The sequence below is a fragment of the Microbacterium deferens genome (assembly GCF_045517775.1).
Lineage (GTDB): Bacteria > Actinomycetota > Actinomycetes > Actinomycetales > Microbacteriaceae > Microbacterium.
Window position 1 is genome coordinate 947,332 of sequence record NZ_JBEUWT010000001.1, and the last position, 15,943, is coordinate 963,274.

16 protein-coding genes are annotated in these 15,943 nt (G+C 68.4%); 5 read left to right on the forward strand and 11 right to left on the reverse strand.

Annotation, left to right across the window (positions count from 1 at the left end):
• Both ABTU82_RS04530 and coaA read right to left on the reverse strand, forming a co-directional pair.
• Nucleotides 1-3,826: choice-of-anchor G family protein (locus tag ABTU82_RS04530; RefSeq protein ID WP_407171996.1), on the reverse strand; the 3,826-nt coding region annotated here is incomplete at its 3' end.
• A 363-nt stretch (nt 3,827-4,189) separates the two neighbouring features.
• The gene (coaA, locus tag ABTU82_RS04535) at nt 4,190-5,143 is read right to left on the reverse strand and encodes a type I pantothenate kinase (protein ID WP_116648639.1); all 954 of its coding nucleotides are present in this window, start codon (nt 5,141-5,143) and stop codon (nt 4,190-4,192) included.
• A 70-nt stretch (nt 5,144-5,213) separates the two neighbouring features.
• Here coaA and ABTU82_RS04540 point away from each other — a divergent pair, with 70 nt between their 5' ends.
• The gene (locus ABTU82_RS04540) at nt 5,214-6,146 is read left to right on the forward strand and encodes a Ppx/GppA phosphatase family protein (protein ID WP_116648638.1); all 933 of its coding nucleotides are present in this window, start codon (nt 5,214-5,216) and stop codon (nt 6,144-6,146) included.
• 12 nt (nt 6,147-6,158) lie between these two features.
• On the opposite strand, the gene ABTU82_RS04545 is transcribed toward ABTU82_RS04540, so the two are convergent.
• Both ABTU82_RS04545 and ABTU82_RS04550 read right to left on the reverse strand, forming a co-directional pair.
• Nucleotides 6,159-6,674, reverse strand: coding sequence for a flavin reductase family protein (locus tag ABTU82_RS04545; RefSeq protein ID WP_116648637.1), 516 nt, complete (start codon nt 6,672-6,674; stop codon nt 6,159-6,161).
• Nucleotides 6,671-7,213: an NADPH-dependent FMN reductase gene (locus tag ABTU82_RS04550; RefSeq protein WP_116648682.1), complete on the reverse strand. Its 543-nt coding sequence runs from the start codon at nt 7,211-7,213 to the stop codon at nt 6,671-6,673. Before ABTU82_RS04550 ends, ABTU82_RS04545 begins: the two co-directional genes overlap by 4 nt.
• 463 nt (nt 7,214-7,676) lie before the next feature.
• Between ABTU82_RS04550 and ABTU82_RS04555 the strand changes: the two genes are divergently transcribed.
• On the forward strand, nt 7,677-8,372 hold the full coding sequence (locus ABTU82_RS04555) for a hypothetical protein (RefSeq protein WP_116648636.1): 696 nt from the start codon (nt 7,677-7,679) through the stop codon (nt 8,370-8,372).
• 72 nt (nt 8,373-8,444) lie between these two features.
• Here the strand turns inward: ABTU82_RS04555 and glmM are convergent, their stop codons facing one another.
• From glmM to ABTU82_RS04575, 4 genes are all read right to left on the reverse strand, one after another.
• The gene (glmM, locus tag ABTU82_RS04560) at nt 8,445-9,803 is read right to left on the reverse strand and encodes a phosphoglucosamine mutase (RefSeq protein WP_116648635.1); all 1,359 of its coding nucleotides are present in this window, start codon (nt 9,801-9,803) and stop codon (nt 8,445-8,447) included.
• 14 nt (nt 9,804-9,817) lie between these two features.
• The gene (rpsI, locus tag ABTU82_RS04565; RefSeq protein WP_183042348.1) at nt 9,818-10,288 is read right to left on the reverse strand and encodes a 30S ribosomal protein S9; all 471 of its coding nucleotides are present in this window, start codon (nt 10,286-10,288) and stop codon (nt 9,818-9,820) included.
• Nucleotides 10,289-10,315: 27 nt separating this feature from the next.
• Nucleotides 10,316-10,762 (reverse strand): 50S ribosomal protein L13, encoded by a 447-nt coding sequence (gene rplM, locus ABTU82_RS04570; protein ID WP_116648633.1) that lies wholly within the window; start codon nt 10,760-10,762, stop codon nt 10,316-10,318.
• A 350-nt stretch (nt 10,763-11,112) separates the two neighbouring features.
• Nucleotides 11,113-12,285 (reverse strand): alcohol dehydrogenase catalytic domain-containing protein, encoded by a 1,173-nt coding sequence (locus tag ABTU82_RS04575; protein ID WP_116648632.1) that lies wholly within the window; start codon nt 12,283-12,285, stop codon nt 11,113-11,115.
• A gap of 146 nt (nt 12,286-12,431) precedes the next feature.
• Here ABTU82_RS04575 and ABTU82_RS04580 point away from each other — a divergent pair, with 146 nt between their 5' ends.
• Nucleotides 12,432-12,593 (forward strand): hypothetical protein, encoded by a 162-nt coding sequence (locus ABTU82_RS04580; protein ID WP_407172000.1) that lies wholly within the window; start codon nt 12,432-12,434, stop codon nt 12,591-12,593.
• A gap of 15 nt (nt 12,594-12,608) precedes the next feature.
• On the opposite strand, the gene ABTU82_RS04585 is transcribed toward ABTU82_RS04580, so the two are convergent.
• Nucleotides 12,609-13,499 carry an aldo/keto reductase gene (locus tag ABTU82_RS04585; RefSeq protein WP_407172001.1) on the reverse strand — a complete coding sequence of 297 codons (891 nt, stop codon included), beginning with the start codon at nt 13,497-13,499 and terminating at the stop codon, nt 12,609-12,611.
• Nucleotides 13,500-13,626: 127 nt separating this feature from the next.
• Here ABTU82_RS04585 and ABTU82_RS04590 point away from each other — a divergent pair, with 127 nt between their 5' ends.
• Nucleotides 13,627-14,580: a manganese catalase family protein gene (locus tag ABTU82_RS04590; RefSeq protein WP_407172003.1), complete on the forward strand. Its 954-nt coding sequence runs from the start codon at nt 13,627-13,629 to the stop codon at nt 14,578-14,580.
• A 70-nt stretch (nt 14,581-14,650) separates the two neighbouring features.
• Here ABTU82_RS04590 and ABTU82_RS04595 read toward each other — a convergent pair whose 3' ends face one another.
• Together ABTU82_RS04595 and ABTU82_RS04600 are read right to left on the reverse strand one after the other, a co-directional pair.
• The gene (locus tag ABTU82_RS04595) at nt 14,651-14,986 is read right to left on the reverse strand and encodes a hypothetical protein (protein WP_116648630.1); all 336 of its coding nucleotides are present in this window, start codon (nt 14,984-14,986) and stop codon (nt 14,651-14,653) included.
• Nucleotides 14,986-15,339 (reverse strand): DUF7882 family protein, encoded by a 354-nt coding sequence (locus ABTU82_RS04600; RefSeq protein ID WP_407172005.1) that lies wholly within the window; start codon nt 15,337-15,339, stop codon nt 14,986-14,988. Before ABTU82_RS04600 ends, ABTU82_RS04595 begins: the two co-directional genes overlap by 1 nt.
• Before the next feature lie 100 nt (nt 15,340-15,439).
• On the opposite strand from ABTU82_RS04600, the gene ABTU82_RS04605 reads away from it, so the two are divergent.
• Nucleotides 15,440-15,940 carry a MarR family winged helix-turn-helix transcriptional regulator gene (locus tag ABTU82_RS04605; RefSeq protein ID WP_407172007.1) on the forward strand — a complete coding sequence of 167 codons (501 nt, stop codon included), beginning with the start codon at nt 15,440-15,442 and terminating at the stop codon, nt 15,938-15,940.
• Nucleotides 15,941-15,943: the final 3 nt, after the last annotated feature.

A 15,943-nucleotide genomic window follows, 5' to 3' on the forward strand; every position in this document is an offset into this window, starting at 1 on the left:
CCATGCCATCGGCATCCGCATCAGCATCCACGCCGTCAGCGTCCATGCCGTCAGCGTCCATGCCGTCAGCATCCGCGTCAGCATCCACGCCGTCAGCGTCCATACCGTCAGCGTCCATGCCGTCAGCATCCATGCCATCGGCGTCCATGCCGTCAGCATCCACACCGTCGGCATCCATGCCATCGGCGTCCACACCGTCGGCATCCATACCGTCAGCGTCGGCGTCGATCGCGTCGACCGCTCCCTCGGCGGCCACCGAGAAGTCGACCTCGGCCTCCGAGTCGTCCACGTCCTGCGTGGCAACGACGGTGTAGTCACCGACCTCGACATCTTCGAACGTGACGGTCCAGGTGCCGTTCTCGAGCACGACCGCGACCTCTTCGAGATCGGTGCCCTCGAGCGCGACGGTGACCGTCGCTCCCGGCTGCCCGGTTCCGGTGACCACGACGTCCGTCGTGTCGTCGACACCGTCGACGGTGAACTCCTCACCGGGGTCGGGCGACGTGATGGTGACGTCGTCCGCGGCCTCGACCGAGACGGTCACCGTCGTCGACGACCCATCGTCCTGGGTCGCGGTGATGACCTGCTCGCCCTCGGGGACGTTCGGCACATCGACCGTCCACGTGCCGTCTTCTCCCACCTCGGTGTCCACCGGGTCGAGACCCGGGATCGTCACGGTGACGGTGGAGCCGGGGTTGCCCGTTCCTGTCACGGTGATGGTGGTGGTATCGCCCGCGTCCGGCACCAGGATCACGTCGCCGTCATCCGGATCGATGATCGTCACGTCGGCGCGGTCGTCGATCTCGAAGGTCACCGTGTCGGTCGACCCGTCGATGTCCTGTGTCGCGGTGACCGTGTATTCGCCGAGCCCGAGAGCCGGCAGTGTCGCCGTCCATACCCCTTGCTCGTTCACGGTCGCGGTCTGCGTCGGGATGTCGCCGGTGAGGGTGATGACCGCACCCGGCTGCCCGATGCCCGAGACCTCGACGACCGCCATGTCGGCCGGTCCGTCGACGAGGATCGTCTCGCCGTCCGCCGGCTCCTCGATCACCACGTCGTCGGCCTCCTCGATCGAGAAGTCCACGCTGTCGGTCGATCCATCGACGTCCTGGGTCGCGACCGCGGTGTGTCCGCCCTCGCCCACGTCGTCGAAGAGGACACTCCAGTTGCCGTCGCCATCGACCTCGTCGGTGAGAGACTCGCCACCGTCGAGGACGACGGTGATGGTCGCCCCCGGCTGTCCGGTTCCCGAGACGAGCACGTCGGTGGTGTCACCCGCGTCGGGCACCACGATCACCTGGCCGGGGGTCGGCGTGGCGATGGCCACGTCGTCTTCGGGCGCGATCGCGAACGAGGTCGTGTCGGTCGATCCGTCGCTCTGGGTCGCCGTGGCGGTGTAGTCGCCCACGGGGAGATTCGGGAAGGTCACCGACCACGTTCCGTCTGCCAGCACGGTCACCGCTGCGGGCGTCGCCTGATCGGGGATGGTCACGGTGACCGTCTCGCCGGGCTGGCCCGTACCCGAGACCGTCACGTCGATGGTGTCGCCGTCGTCGTCCACGAAGATGCTCGTGCCGTCGACCGGAGCGAGGATCGTCACGTCGATGGCCGCGATGACCTCGAACGTCACCGAATCGGTCGAGTCGTCGACATCCTGCACGGCGGTCGCGGTGTACTCGGCGACAGGAAGGTCTTCGAAGACCACTTCCCACTCGCCGTCCTGGTCGACCTCGGCCGTCTCCGTTCCGATACCGGGGATCGTCACCTCGATCGACGCTCCCGGGGCACCGATGCCCGACACGGTCACGTCGGTCACGTCACCGGGGCCGTCGACGACGAACTCCGCGCCGTCGACCGGCTGCTGGATCTGCACGTCGGCCGCTTCGACGACGGAGAAGTCGACCGTGTCGGTCGAGCCGTCGATCTCTTGGGTGGCGGTGGCGGTGTAAGCCCCGACCGGGAGGCCTTCGAAGGTCACCGTCCAGGTGCCCTCCGGACCCACGGTGACGGGCTCGCTGTCGCCGTTGCTGAGCTCGACCTCGACGATGGAGTCGACCGCGCCGGTGCCCGAGACGACCACGTCGGTCGTGTCGAGGGGGCCGGCGACGGAAAACTGGTCTCCGTCGACCGGAGCGGTGATGACGACGTCGGGAGCCGCAGCCACCGAGAAGGAGACGGATGCGACGGAACCGTCGACGTCCTGCGTCGCCGTAGCGGTGTAGGTGCCGACCGGCAGGTCGGGGAAGGTCGCCGTCCAGACGCCGTCGACGACGTCGGCGGGCTGCGTCGTCTGGCCGGGGATCGCGACGCTGATGGTCGCGCCGTCCGCTCCCGTACCCGTGACGGTCACGTCCGCCGTGTCGTCCGCGTCGGGAACCGTGAAGACCTGACCGGGGGTGGGCGCGGTGATCGTGACGTCGGGGTTGGCGTCGATCGCGTTCGGGCCGACCGTTGCATTCGCGAGGTCGATCGTGAGCACGCCGCCGCCGACCGCCGGCAGCACCGTCAGGATCAGCGCGGTGATGGAGTACTCGCCCGCCGCCTCCGACTGGTTGTTCGCCGTCAGGCTGATGACTCCGGGGAGGACGAGATCGATCACCTCGAGCAGCACGTCGTTGACGGGTTGGAGCGCTGCGGTGGCCACTCCTGCGACGGAGTCGATGACGGCGTCCAGTGGCGCGGTGAGAACGCCGACCACAGCCCCGATCAGCCCCGGGGCGGGTACGGGGAGACCGAGCAGGGTGATGCCGGCCGTGCTGCCGTCGGCGAGGGCGCCGACCGTCGTGTTCACGGCGAGCGCGTCCAGCGTGCCGAGGAAGCCGAGATCGATGTCGACGCCGCCGGTGACGGTCAAACCGCGGATCGCCTCCACGAGGGTCTGGGTGACGTCGGCGAGCGTGCCGTCGATCGCATCCAAGACCGCTTCCTCGATGTACTGGACGGTTGCGCCGCTGAGGATCTCCTGCCCGACACCCAGGTTGTTGAGATCGACGATCTGCTCGAGATCGATCGAGATGACCCCGGTCGAGAGGTTGACGACCACCCCGGGGTAGTCGGGGCTCGTGATCGGGCCGGTCAACAGGCTCGAGACGGCGCCGGTGAGGCTCGCGGTATCGACCGTGAGGTCCGAAGAGAGAGCGAACCCGGCAACCCCGTTCACGAGATCGTTGATCGTGGCCTGCAGCCCGTCGACGGTCGTCTGCACCGGCGTGATGGCCGAGTTGACGGTGCCCGCGAGGCCGGAGACGGTGTTGCTCTGGAGCGTGAGCGTCGTGTCGGCGATCGTGTAGTCGCGGGTGACGCCCGTGGCGCCGACGAGCTCGGCCTGGGCCGACACGACGCCGACGGACAGGTCGACGTCGGCGACATCGTTGACGAGCGCGGGCGGCAGCCCCAGCGCACCGGCCGCTGCGGTCAGGTCGAGCGTCAGGGGCCCGGGAGGCGAGCCGGGCACCGGGCCGGCGCCGACGACACCGTCGGAGCCGACGGCGCCGGACGAACCGTATGACGAACCGTCCGAGTCGGCGCTGGCGTACTGCCCGAGAACACCCGCGTCGGCGAAGCTGATCGGGATCTGGATCCCGCCCTCCGCCGTCACGTTCACCACGCCCAGGGCACCGAGATCGAGCGTGTTGACGTCGACCACCTCGGGAGGCGTGCCGTCGTTGCTCGCCTGCGCGCCTTCGAGGTTGACCAGAGCGTCGAGATCGATCAGGTCGAGGATCGAGCCGCCGAGGAAGGTGCCGCTGGCGTTCGACGAATCGCCCGGCGCGGCCTGCGCCGCGGTGGCTCCACCGAACACGGCCAGCGCGCTGACGCCGACCATCGCGGTCGCCCGCAGAGCGAGGCTCCGAGTGCGGGCGCGGACTTTCTGCCTGATTTTGGGGACGCGTGTGCGATCGAGACTCATGTGTGCTGCTCCCGGCTCCGGTCGTCATCGACGGTCTCCGCGCATCTGTGTGGGCGAGCGCGCGGCGTTAGCCCCGAACGTAGGTGAAGCTGTGAGCGACCTGAACAGCAGCCGGGGCAGGCCCGTAGGTAATCCCGAGTCCCGGTACTACTGAGGCGCGCCGCATCCGTCATCCCCGTAGTGACTACTGGGTCGCGGCGAAATCCCGCGGGCGCGCGGGCCCTCGACGGGCGTCGCAGCCTCGCGCGCGCCGCTGTCTGTCGAGCGGATGCTGCGCCGTCAGACCTTGCGCAGAAGCACGCGCTCGACCGAGTGGTCGGCGGATTTCTGCAGCACCAGGGTCGCCCGATGACGAGTCGGCAGAACGTTCTCCTCCAGGTTGGGGAGGTTGATCTCGTTCCAGTACTTCAGGGCCGTCTGCACGGCCTCGTCGTCGCTGAGTTCGGCGAAGACACGGAAATAGGACGTGGGATCGGCGAAAGCTCCCTGACGCAGTGCGAGGAACCGGCTGACGTACCAGGCTTCGATGTCGGCCGCCTGCGCGTCGACGTAGATGGAGAAGTCGAACAGGTCGCTCACGGCCACCTCGTTCGGGGAGGGCGGCGGCTGCAGCACGTTCAGCCCCTCCACGATGACCACGTCGGGTCGGTTCACCGTCACGTGCGCGTCGGGCATGATGTCGTACCGCATGTGCGAGTAGAACGGCGCCTGCACCACGGGATCGCCGCTCTTGACGCGACGGACGAAGTCGACGAGGGAGCGGCGGTCGTACGACTCGGGGAACCCCTTACGGTGCATGATGCCGCGGCGCTCGAGCTCGTCGTTGGAGTAGAGGAAGCCATCGGTGGTGACGAGCTCCACCCGGGGCGTGTCCGACCATCGGCTCATGAGCTCTCGCAGGAGGCGCGCGATCGTGGACTTGCCGACGGCGACCGAGCCGGCGACGCCGATGACGAACGGAGTGGTGGCATCGGGCTCGCCGAGGAAGTCGCTCGTCGCCGCGCCGAGCCGTCGGGTGGCGGTGGCGTAGAGGCTGAGCAGTCGGCTGAGGGGCAGGTACACCTCGCGCACCTCGCGCAGGTCGAGCCGGTCTCCGATTCCGCGCAGCTGCACGACCTCGGTCTCGGTGAGCGGCTGCGGCATGCCGGCGGCCATCCGTGCCCACTCGGCGCGGGCGATGTCGCGATACGGGCTCAGCGACGGCGCGGGTGCAGCGGTCTCGGCGGCGGACACCCTCCGACCCTACCCCCGGCCGGCCGACGCGCTGCGCGGCGAGCCGACGCGGCGCCGGTAAGGTCGGAGGGTGCGTCTCGGGGTTCTCGACATCGGTTCGAACACCGTCCATCTGCTCGTCGCGACGGCCCGGGCCGGAGGGCGCCCGACCGCTCGGACGAGCGACCGCACGGTCCTGCGCCTGATGCGGTACCTCACTCCCGACGGCGCGATCTCCGAAGAGGGCGTGAGCGCCCTCGTCGAAGCCGTGACCCGGGCACGTCTTCGCGCCGAGACCGAGGGCGTCGACGAGCTGCTGGCCACGGCGACCTCCGCCGTCCGCGACGCCGTCAACGGCGCCGAGGTGATCGCGCGCATCGAGGCCGCGCTGGGACAGCCTCTGCAGGTGCTCGGCGGCGAGACCGAGGCGCGCTTCACCTTCCTCGCCGTGCGTCGGTGGTTCGGGTGGTCGGCCGGTCAGATCCTGCTCTTCGACATCGGCGGAGGCTCGCTCGAGATCGCCGGCGGCGCCGACGAGCTGCCCGACCTCGCGGAGTCCGTCGCCCTGGGCGCCGGGCGGATGACGGTGCAGTTCCTCCCCGACGACCCGCCTCGCGACGGCGAGATCGAGGCGCTGCGCAACCACGCCGCATCCGTCCTGGCCCCCGTCGCCGAGAGGTTCGCCGCACTCCCCCGCCCCGACCATGTCGTCGGCTCGTCGAAGGCCATCCGTTCGCTCGCGAAGCTCGCCGGATTCCCCGTGCCGGGCTGGTCGGGCATCGAACGCATGGTGCTGCCGCGCACGGCGCTGAAGGACTGGATCCCCCGTCTCGCGCGCATCCCCGCCGAGGCGCGCCAAGAGCTTCCCGGGATCACCCCCGACCGCACGTTCCAGATCGTCGCCGGCGCGGTCGTGCTGCACCAGGCGATGAAGGCCATGGACGTCGACGAGCTCGAGGTGTCGCCCTGGGCGCTTCGAGAGGGAGTGCTGCTGCGCTACATCGAATCGCTCGCCCAGGGCTGAGCGAAACCGGTCTCAGCTGGCGAGGCCGCGCAGATGCCGGTACGCGCCCTTGAAGTACAGCAGGGGCTCGTGCCGATGCCATTCGGCGGGGCTCGTCTCGACCACCCGGCCGATCACGATGAGGTGATCGCCGGCCTCGTGCTCGGCCCAGATCTCGCAGTCCAGCCACATCGACGAGTCGTCGATGACCGGGTTGCCCGCGGCGGTCGGACGCCACGAGACCCCGGCCCACTTGTCAGTCCCCTTGCGCGCGAACTGCGACGAGATCCCGTGCTGGTGGTCGGAGAGCACGTTGACGGCGAAGGCGCCCGTCTCGCGGATGCGCGGGTAGGTGGTGGACGTCTTCATGACGCTGAAGGACACCAGAGGCGGGTCCATCGAGACGCTGTAGAACGACTGGCAGGTGAAGCCGATGGGTCCGGCGTCGTCGATCCCGCTGATGATCGTGACGCCCGACGCGAAGTGCCCGAGCGTGTCGCGGAGAGTCCGCTGATCGATGGCGGCGGACGGATGCGGCGAAATCGTCATCGTGCCACCTCCTCCTTCCGAGATGCCGACGTCGCGAGAGCGGCGACGCGGCCGAAATTGGATCGGTACTCCTCGGCGGCGGCCTCCACCAGCTCGTCGAGCCGGTCCATCTGGCTCGAGACGAAGTAGAAGCCCCGGCCGGGAACGACGGCTCCGAGCTCGGCGAGGAGCGGAGCGAACGTGTACGTCGGCCCCATCGAGTGGGTCTGGTCGGCCCCCGTCAGGACGGGAATCGCCACGACGCCGCGAAGGCCGTTGGCCGGGTAGCGGTCGAGGAACGACTTCAACAGGCCCGTGAAGGTGGCTTTGTAGGTGGGAGACGCGAACACGACGAGGTCGCTCTCGGCGACCAGGGTGTTCAGCCGCGCGAGCTCGTCGCTCGGCCACGCGAAGATCTCGGCCTGGTGATCGACGAGGTCGATCACCGTCAGGTCGAACGACCCGGGCTCGAGCAGGCGGTCCACCAGGGTGGTCGCCACTTTCAGTGTTCTGGACTGCGGCTTCGGGTTGCCCACGACCACCGCTACTTTTACCGTCATTCGAAATCTCGCACTTCCGCCGGAGGAACAGGAAAGGAGACGACGAGAAGATCGAAGCCGAGGACCATGCGGACTCGACGACGTCGACGTCTCTCACATTCCACCGAGATCTTTTGGCCCGGTGGCCCACAACGGCTTACGTTGCCCCTCCACTATAAGCACGTCGGGGCGACGACGGGCCAGACGCGAAACACGACGTCATCCTCGGGTCTCTCGGGCGCACCCGCACGTGCCCGGGAGTCGCGTCTTCCGCGAGCTTCCCGGGCACGCGGTGCGAACACCGACGACCCCCCGGTGCGATGCGATTTCGTGTGCGGAGCACGGTGCGCATCCCGTCGGTAGTCTCGACGATATGGGAGAGAGCGCGACAAGACAAGACTCAGGACTCACAGTCCAGAACTCGCGCTCCCGACGTCTCCCCCGGGCCGAGCTCCGGTCGCGCGTGCTTCGCGCGGGGAGCGCGATGCTGTCGGAGGGCGGCGTCACGGTGAGCCTCCATCACCTCAACATGGAGGAACTCATCCGGCAGGTCGGGGTGCCTCGCAGCTCTGCTTTCGCCGCGTTCGGCGGCAAAGAAGAGTTGCTCACGAGTCTGATGGTGCAGCTGCTGAGCGAGAGCGACGGATCGGAGGGGATCTTCGAAGCCACGCTCGATGTCGTCGAGCGCACCATCGCCGAGCACGGGCATCGGATGCTGCGCCCCGACGGGTCGCGTGACCGCGACGGATCGTATGCGGTGCTCCGTGAGACGGTCCGGCTGACACTGCGTCAGAACGTCGAGGACACCGCGGGTTCTGCCCGCTGGCAGACCTGCCAGGCCCTGGCCGCGACGCTTCCGAGCCTCCCCCCGGGGCGTAGAGAGCGCGTCGCGGAGGCCCTGCGCGAGTCGGACCGCGCCTTCCGCGAGACGATGACCGAGTTCTACGCCGACGCGTGCGAGCGCCTCGGTCGCCAGACGCGACCCGGGGTGCACTGGCAGCACCTCGCCACGGCGGGAGGTGCGATCGTCGAGGGTATCGTCACGCACCGCCGGATGGGCGCTCCGTCGGCGTCGGAGGTCCTCATCGCGCCGGGTATGGATGGCGAGCCCGTCGAGTGGACGCTGGCCGCTCTCGCCTACTTGGCCATGATCGAGGGGCTCACCGAGCCGGTCGACTAGCGACAGGCGCCGAAACGCGCAGAACCGCCGGAGCCCGACGGTCGTCGGGTGCCGGCGGATCTGGCGCGGGACTCAGAGAGCCAGTCGGTCGCTGACGACGGCCGCGAGACGGTCGGCGTACTCGCGAGCGGACTTCTCGTCGGCGGCCTCGACCATCACGCGCACGAGCGGTTCGGTGCCCGAGGCGCGCAGCAGCACGCGCCCGGTGTCGCCGAGTTCGGCGCGCACCTCTTCGACCGAGCGTTGCAGCTCCTCATCCGTAGCCACGCGGGTGCGATCGACACCGCGGACATTCACGAGCACCTGCGGATACACCGTCATGATCGACGCGAGCTCCGCCATCGTCTTGTTCTGACGCGCCATCTCGGCCACGATGTGCAGGCCGGTCAGCAGACCGTCACCGGTCGTCGCGTGCTCGCTCATGATGACGTGTCCCGACTGCTCGCCTCCGAGCGAGTACGACCCCTCGGTCATCGCCTCGAGGACGTAGCGGTCGCCCACCGCGGTCTGCAAGACGCGGATGCCGTGATCCTCCATCGCGCGGTGGAGGCCGAGGTTGCTCATGACCGTCGCGACGAGCGTGTCGGATGCGAGGACGCCGCGTTCTTTCATCGAGACCGCGAGGATCGCCATGAGTTGATCGCCGTCGATGTGCTTGCCCTGCGCGTCGACGGCGAGGCAGCGGTCGGCGTCGCCGTCGTGCGCGATGCCGACGTCGGCGCCGAGGCGCACGACGGTCTCAGCGAGGTGGTCGAGGTAGGTCGAGCCGACGCCGTCGTTGATGTTCAAGCCGTCGGGGTCGGCACCGATCACTGTCACCGTCGCGCCCGCATCCTTGAACGTCTCGGGCGAGACCCCCGAGGCCGCTCCGTGCGCACAGTCGAGCACGACGTGGATGCCGTCGAGCCTGTGCGGAAGCGAACCGAGCAGGTGCACGACGTAGCGGTCTTCCGCGTCGGCGAAGACACGGATACGGCCCACACCCGCACCGGTGGGCTGCAGCTTCTCGGCGTCGAGCGCGGCCTCGATGCGCTGCTCGACGAGGTCGGGGAGCTTCACTCCCCCGCGCGCGAAGATCTTGATGCCGTTGTCGGGCGCAGGGTTGTGCGACGCCGAGACCATGACGCCGAAGTCGGCATCGATGTCGGCGATGAGGTAGGCGGCAGCCGGTGTCGGAAGCACACCGGCGTCGAGGACGTCGACACCCGACGATGCGAGGCCGGCCGCCACGGCGGCGGAGAGGAACTCCCCCGAGACCCGCGGATCGCGTGCGACCACGGCGGTGAGCCGGCGGCCTTCGGCGCGGCGCGCCTCGGCAGAACGGCCCTGGCCCAGGACGACGGCAGTCGCCTGGGCCAGGTGAAGTGCGAGATCGGCGGTGAGGGGGCCGTTGGCCAGCCCCCGCACCCCGTCCGTGCCGAACAGCGGCATACGGGCAGCCGGACTCAGCGCTTCGAGTACTGAGGCGCCTTACGGGCCTTCTTGAGACCAGCCTTCTTGCGCTCCTTGACGCGAGCGTCGCGCGACAGGAAGCCGGCCTTCTTCAGAGCCGGGCGGTTGTTCTCGAGGTCGATCTCGTTCAGCGAGCGAGCGATACCCAGACGCACGGCACCGGCCTGGCCCGAGGGGCCACCGCCGGAGACGCGCACGATGACGTCGTAGGCGTCGGTGAGGTTCAGCACCGTGAACGGGTCGTTGATCAGCTGCTGGTGGAGCTTGTTCGGGAAGTAGTCCTCGAACGAGCGGCCGTTGACCGTGATCGTTCCCGATCCGGGCACGATGCGCACGCGGGCGATGGCCTGCTTGCGGCGACCGACGGCCGCGCCGGGGACGGAGAGCACGGGGCGCGGGGCCTCGGCTGCCGCCTGGTCGAGCGGCGTCTCGGTGGAGTAGTTGGTGGGGTCGATGTCCGACACGATAGTTATCCTCTAAGTCTCTCGCGCCTACTGGGCGACCTGGTCGAAGGTGTAGGTCTTGGGCTGCTGTGCACCGTGGGGGTGCTCGGCGCCGCGGTAGACCTTGAGCTTGCGGAGCTGCTGCGCACCCAGGCTGTTCTTGGGGAGCATGCCGCGGATGGCCTTCTCGACCGCGCGCTCGGGGTTCTTCTCGATCAGCTCGCCGTAGGTGACGGACTTGAGGCCGCCCGGGTAGCCGGAGTGGCGGTACGCCTTCTTCTTCTCGAGCTTCTGGCCGGTCAGGGCGACCTTCTCGGCGTTGATGACGATGACGAAGTCACCGGCGTCCATGTGGTTGGCGAAGGTGGCCTTGTGCTTGCCGCGGAGGAGGACCGCCGCGTGCGAGGCGAGACGACCGAGCACGACGTCGGTCGCGTCGATGACAAGCCACTCGCGCTGGATTTCGCCAGCCTTGGGGGTAAATGTGCGCGTCACAGTGATACTGCTTTCTGGATCGAACGGAGGAGTTCGTGAATCCCGCTCCGGTGGTCGTTGCCTCGCGCGAAAACGCGGGGAACAGGCCGGTGGAGGGCTCACGTTCGCAGTGACCTCCGACAGGCGGAGGCACCAAAGGGACAGACTACGGCATTCGTCCGCAGCATCCAAACCTCATCGGCACACGCGACGTCACCGCGGTCCGTCTCGGAGCGTGCCGCGTTCCTCACCCTCCGTCGCGGGCTCTGCTCCCCCGCCCTCCGCGCCCGCGTCCGGCTGGCGCGGCGCAAGGGGCGGCAGGTGCGCGATCTCGATGGGCCGCGTCGAGCTGCTGCGCGCCCACCGCCCGCTCAGGGCTTCACCACCACCTTGATGCATCCGTCCTCCTTCTTCTGGAAGACCTCGTACATGTGGGGCGCGTCGTCGAGCCCCACCGTGTGCGTCACGAGATCGGCCGTACCGAGCGGGTCGGCCGGGTCTTCGACGAGCGGGAGCAGGGTATCGACCCACCGCTTGACGTTGCACTGACCCATCTTGAGGGTGAGCTGCTTGTCGAACATCGTCTTCATCGGCATGACGTCGGCATCACCGGCGTACACCCCGCTGATCGAGACCGTTCCGCCGCGTCGAGCGAGATCGATCGCCGAGTGCAGCGCGGCGAGCCGGTCGAGACCGGCGTTGTCCATGAGCGGCTGCGCGATGGCGTCGGGAAGCAGCGCCGTCGCCTTCTGGAACGCCGAGACCATCGCATTGCCGTGCGCTTCCATTCCGACGGCATCCACGACGCCATCGGCGCCACGGCCCTCGGTGGCCTCGCTCACCAAGGCCGCGATGTCGTCGGGCTCGGCGACCTGCGCGCCGTACTTCTCGGCCAGCGCGCGGCGCTCGGCGACGGGGTCGGACGCGATGACGCGATAACCGAGGTGCGCGCCGATGCGCGCGACGAACTGGCCGACCGGGCCGAGGCCGACGACCGCGAGCGTTCCTCCGTCGGGTACCTGGGCGTACTGCACGCCCTGCCAGGCCGTCGGCAGGATGTCGCTCAAGAACAGGTATCGCTCGTCGGGGAGGTCGCCGCCGACGACGACCGAGTTGTAGTCGGCGAGAGGAACGCGCAACAGCTCCGCCTGCCCGCCGGGCACCTGGCCGTACAGCTTGGTGAACCCGAAGAGCGAGGCCCCGCTGCCGTACTCGGTGACCTGCGTCGTCTCGCACTGCGACTGCAGACCGTGGCGGCACATGAAGCACTCGCCGCACGAGATGTTGAACGGCACGACGACGCGGTCACCGACCTTGAGCTTCGTCACGGCGGTCCCGACCTCGACGACGACGCCCATCGGCTCATGACCGAGGATGTCGCCCTTGTCGAGGAACGGACCGAACAGCTCGTAGAGGTGCAGATCCGATCCGCAGATGGCCGATGAGGTGATCTTCACGATCGCATCGGTGGGGTGTTCGATCCGAGGATCCGGAACGTCGACGACGGCGAGGTCGCGACGCCCCTGCCACGTGAGAGCCTTCATGTCAGGGCACATCCATTCGTTGGGGGGTGTGTCTTCACCCTCTGCCGGGGCACACGAAGCCCCCAGGGGGTTGACAGCCCGCGCCGTGTCGGAAACACCCGGCCGCTCACGCGGCTGTTGTGCACGACCCGAGAGAAGGAAGCACGATGACCGAGAGCACCTCGCCCGCCGGCGACGACGAGCGCCTCCCTGGGCCCGACGTCGAGCCGCCGGAAGCGCCCGCGACCTCGCCCATCCCCCTGGACGAGGACGAGATCCGCGAGCGCGCCGATCAGACCGACGACGACGCCACCGACAGCCTCATCTGACGGCAGACGCCGCGGTCAGGCGTCGATACCCACCGAGAACGAGCAGCGCGCGATCTCTTCGTCGCTCAGCACGAGGTCGGCCGCCGCGGCCGAGTCGACGATCGACGCGGCGCGGCGCGCACCGGGGATCGGGATGACCGTCTCGCCGAGAGAGAGCTCCCAGGCGAGCACCACCCGCTGCGGGCTGACATCGTGGGCACGAGCGACCTCGGCGAAGGCGGAGAACCGGTCGCCGACGCGGCGTGCGCCGCCGCCCGTTCCGCCCAGCGGGCTCCACGGCAGGAAGGCGATGCCGTTATCGGAGCAGTGGCGCAGCTCGTCGATGCTCCCGGGATGCCGCGGCGAGAACTCGTTCTGCACGCTCGCGAGCCCTCCCTCCCCGAGCACGTCCTGTGCGATCTCGATCTCCTCGACGCTGGCGTTCGAGATGCCGATCGCCCCGATGAGTCCTTCGTCGCGCAGCGTCGCGAGGTTCTCGATGATGCGGGCGTAGACGAGCGACCGGTCGGGCCGGTGGTACTGGTACAACTCGATCGTGTCGACGCCGAGGTTCTGCAGCGACGCCTCGACGGCGGAGCGCAAGTAGTCGAGGGAACCGTTGCGCCCCCACCGCTCGCCGTCCGAGCGGGTGATCCCGCCCTTCGTGGTGAGGAAGACTCCGGATGCGTCGCCCGCCCACGTGCGGACGGCCTCGGCGACGACGCGCTCGTTGTGCCCCATCTCGTTCCAGGCCGGCGCGTAGATGTCTGCGGTGTCGATCAGCGTGACGCCGGCGTCGAGAGCGGCATGCACGGTGGCCACGGCCTCATCGGGGGTGGGGTACACGTCGTCGTTGTTCATCGAGAGCGGCATCGCGCCCAGACCGATGGCCGAGACCTCGCGTCGCGCCAGCATCCGTGTCTTCATCGCACTCTCCTTCATCGCCCGATCGGCCCGTTGACAGTAGTCGACCACAGGGGGGCTCGGCTAGGCGGCTGAACGATCCGGGAAAGAAGCGGATCGTTGGCTTCCTCCCCCTGCGAAAGGAAACATCGTGTACTTCCACCTCCAGCGCCTGATCAATCCCATCGAGCAGGATGAGCCCGACCCCGCCGCAGCGAACGCGCTGCAGGAGGGCCTGGGCGGTCAGTTCGGCGAGATGCGCACCATGATGCAGTACCTCTTCCAGAGCATCAACTTCCGCGGACCGTCGGGGAAGCCCTACAAGGACCTCATCCAGGGCATCGGCACAGAGGAGATCTCGCACGTCGAGCTCATCGGCACCACGATCTCCCGGCTGCTCGAAGGCTCACCGCAGTACAACGGTAAGAAGTCCGACCCGGTGGACAAGCCCGGGGCTGCCGGGGCGACGCCGTTGAACATCGCACTCGACCACGGCAACATCCATCACTACCTCGTGGGGGCGCAGGGTGCCCTCCCCGTCGACTCCGCCGGGAACCCCTGGAGCGGAAGCTACGTCTACAACTCCGGCAACCTCGTGCTCGACCTGCTCTACAACCTCATGCTGGAGTCGACCGGGCGTCTGCAGAAGTGCCGGATGTACGAGATGACCGACAACAAGACCGCCCGCTCGACGATCTCGTATCTGATCGTGCGAGACCAGGCTCACGAGAACGCCTACGCGAAGGCCCTCGAGACGCTGGGGGTCAACTGGCGCACATCGCTGCCGATCCCGAAGACGAACGCCGAGCAGTTCCCCGAGGTCAAACGCCTCGTCGACCTCGGGTTGCAGAGCAAGCAGTTCTCGTTCGATCTGGGCGATCAGTCCGAGGCCGGCAAGATCTTCCAAGGCATGTCGCCGTCGAATGACGGCACCGACCTGGATGCGTCGCAGCAGGCTCCCGAGGGAGCCCCTCTGGAGATCGCCCCGGAGCGCCCGGAGGAGTTCTCTCCCGGCGCCGACAAGGAACTGCGCGACCTCATCGAGGCGACCGCCGCGATGGAGATGGCCGACATCGACATGACGTTCGGGGCGATGAAGAGCTGACCCCGACGACACGAGACCCGGTCGCCCTGGTGAGGGAGACCGGGTCTCGTGTCGCGTGACCTGAGGGGGATCAGAGGATAGGTGCGAGAACTCCTGCGGTGAGCGCGAGGCCGGCGGCGATCGATCCGGCGCCTGTGGCGACGCCCAGCATGACGTGGCGCGCGAGTCTGTCTCGACGCACATTGGCGGGGTGGTCGGTCGTCAGCAGCGAGGCCTTCGCGTCGGCGAGCGTTCGAAACCGGCCCACAGCCGTGGAGTGGCCGTCGAAGGCCACGAAGGTGCCGTCGGCGTTCGTGTCGACGTACCCGACGAACTCACCGTCCCGCGCGCCGACGTGGAAGTCGGGCTCCACCTCCGACCACCGCAGGGCGGCGAAGCTGCGCAGGGAAGGAGCGACGGTGGTCATCAGGCCGCCCGCACGACGGCGCGAGGCCGGTCGGGGGCGATCTGAGCGGCCGGCACCTCGATGCTCGTGTCGATCGTCAGACCACCCGAGGAGTTGGCGGCAGTCGCGAGCTCTGTGAGGAAGGAGGGATCCAGTGCCTCGGGCTCGGCGGAGGAGAAGACGAAACGCAGGGGGATGGAGGGCTGGATCCAGACGGTGGACCGTGCGCCGACGGAGTCGTCGGGGTGCTGCCACGACAGGGTGAAGCTCTCGCTGCGACGCAGCTTCGTCGCCAGGACGACCTTCACGTGCGCCAGGAGTCTGTCCGGCATCTCGATCGGATCGGCGCTGTTGCCGTAATAAAGCTTCGCCATGACTGACCCTTCTCCCTGCTATCTCGCCCTGCTTGTTGCTCGCTGATTACGTTACTAGTTAGGCTAGCAATTAGGCAAAGCCGATTTCGAGGATGGTTCCATGACGCTGAACGACACGGGCGCCTTCTGGTACTCGAGTGAGGAGCAGGTCGCGCGTGGTCGCCGCCTGCTTCACGCGCTTCGGCTCTATCAGGCGGCCGAAGTAGCGATGCGACGGCGTACGCGCGCGGCGATGTCGATGGGCGAGAACGAACTCGCGGCCCTGCGGTTCATCATCAGACGCCACACGCAGGGGCGCGCGGCGACCCCGACCGACGTAGCGAAGTACTTAGGCGTATCCACGGCGTCTACGACAGCTCTTCTCGACAGGCTGGAGTCGTCGGGCTACATCACCCGCCGTCCGCACCCGACCGACCGCCGCAGTGTGACGATCGCGGCGACGGAAAGCGCCGACGACGCGGTGCGGGCGACGCTGGGCGACATGCACGAGCGGATGATGCGCGCAACCCGCGAGGTCGGTGAACCCGAGGCCGAGGCGATCGTCGCCTTCCTGGAGCGGATGACCGACGCCGTCGATCAGGTCTCGGCCGAGCCCCACTGACCC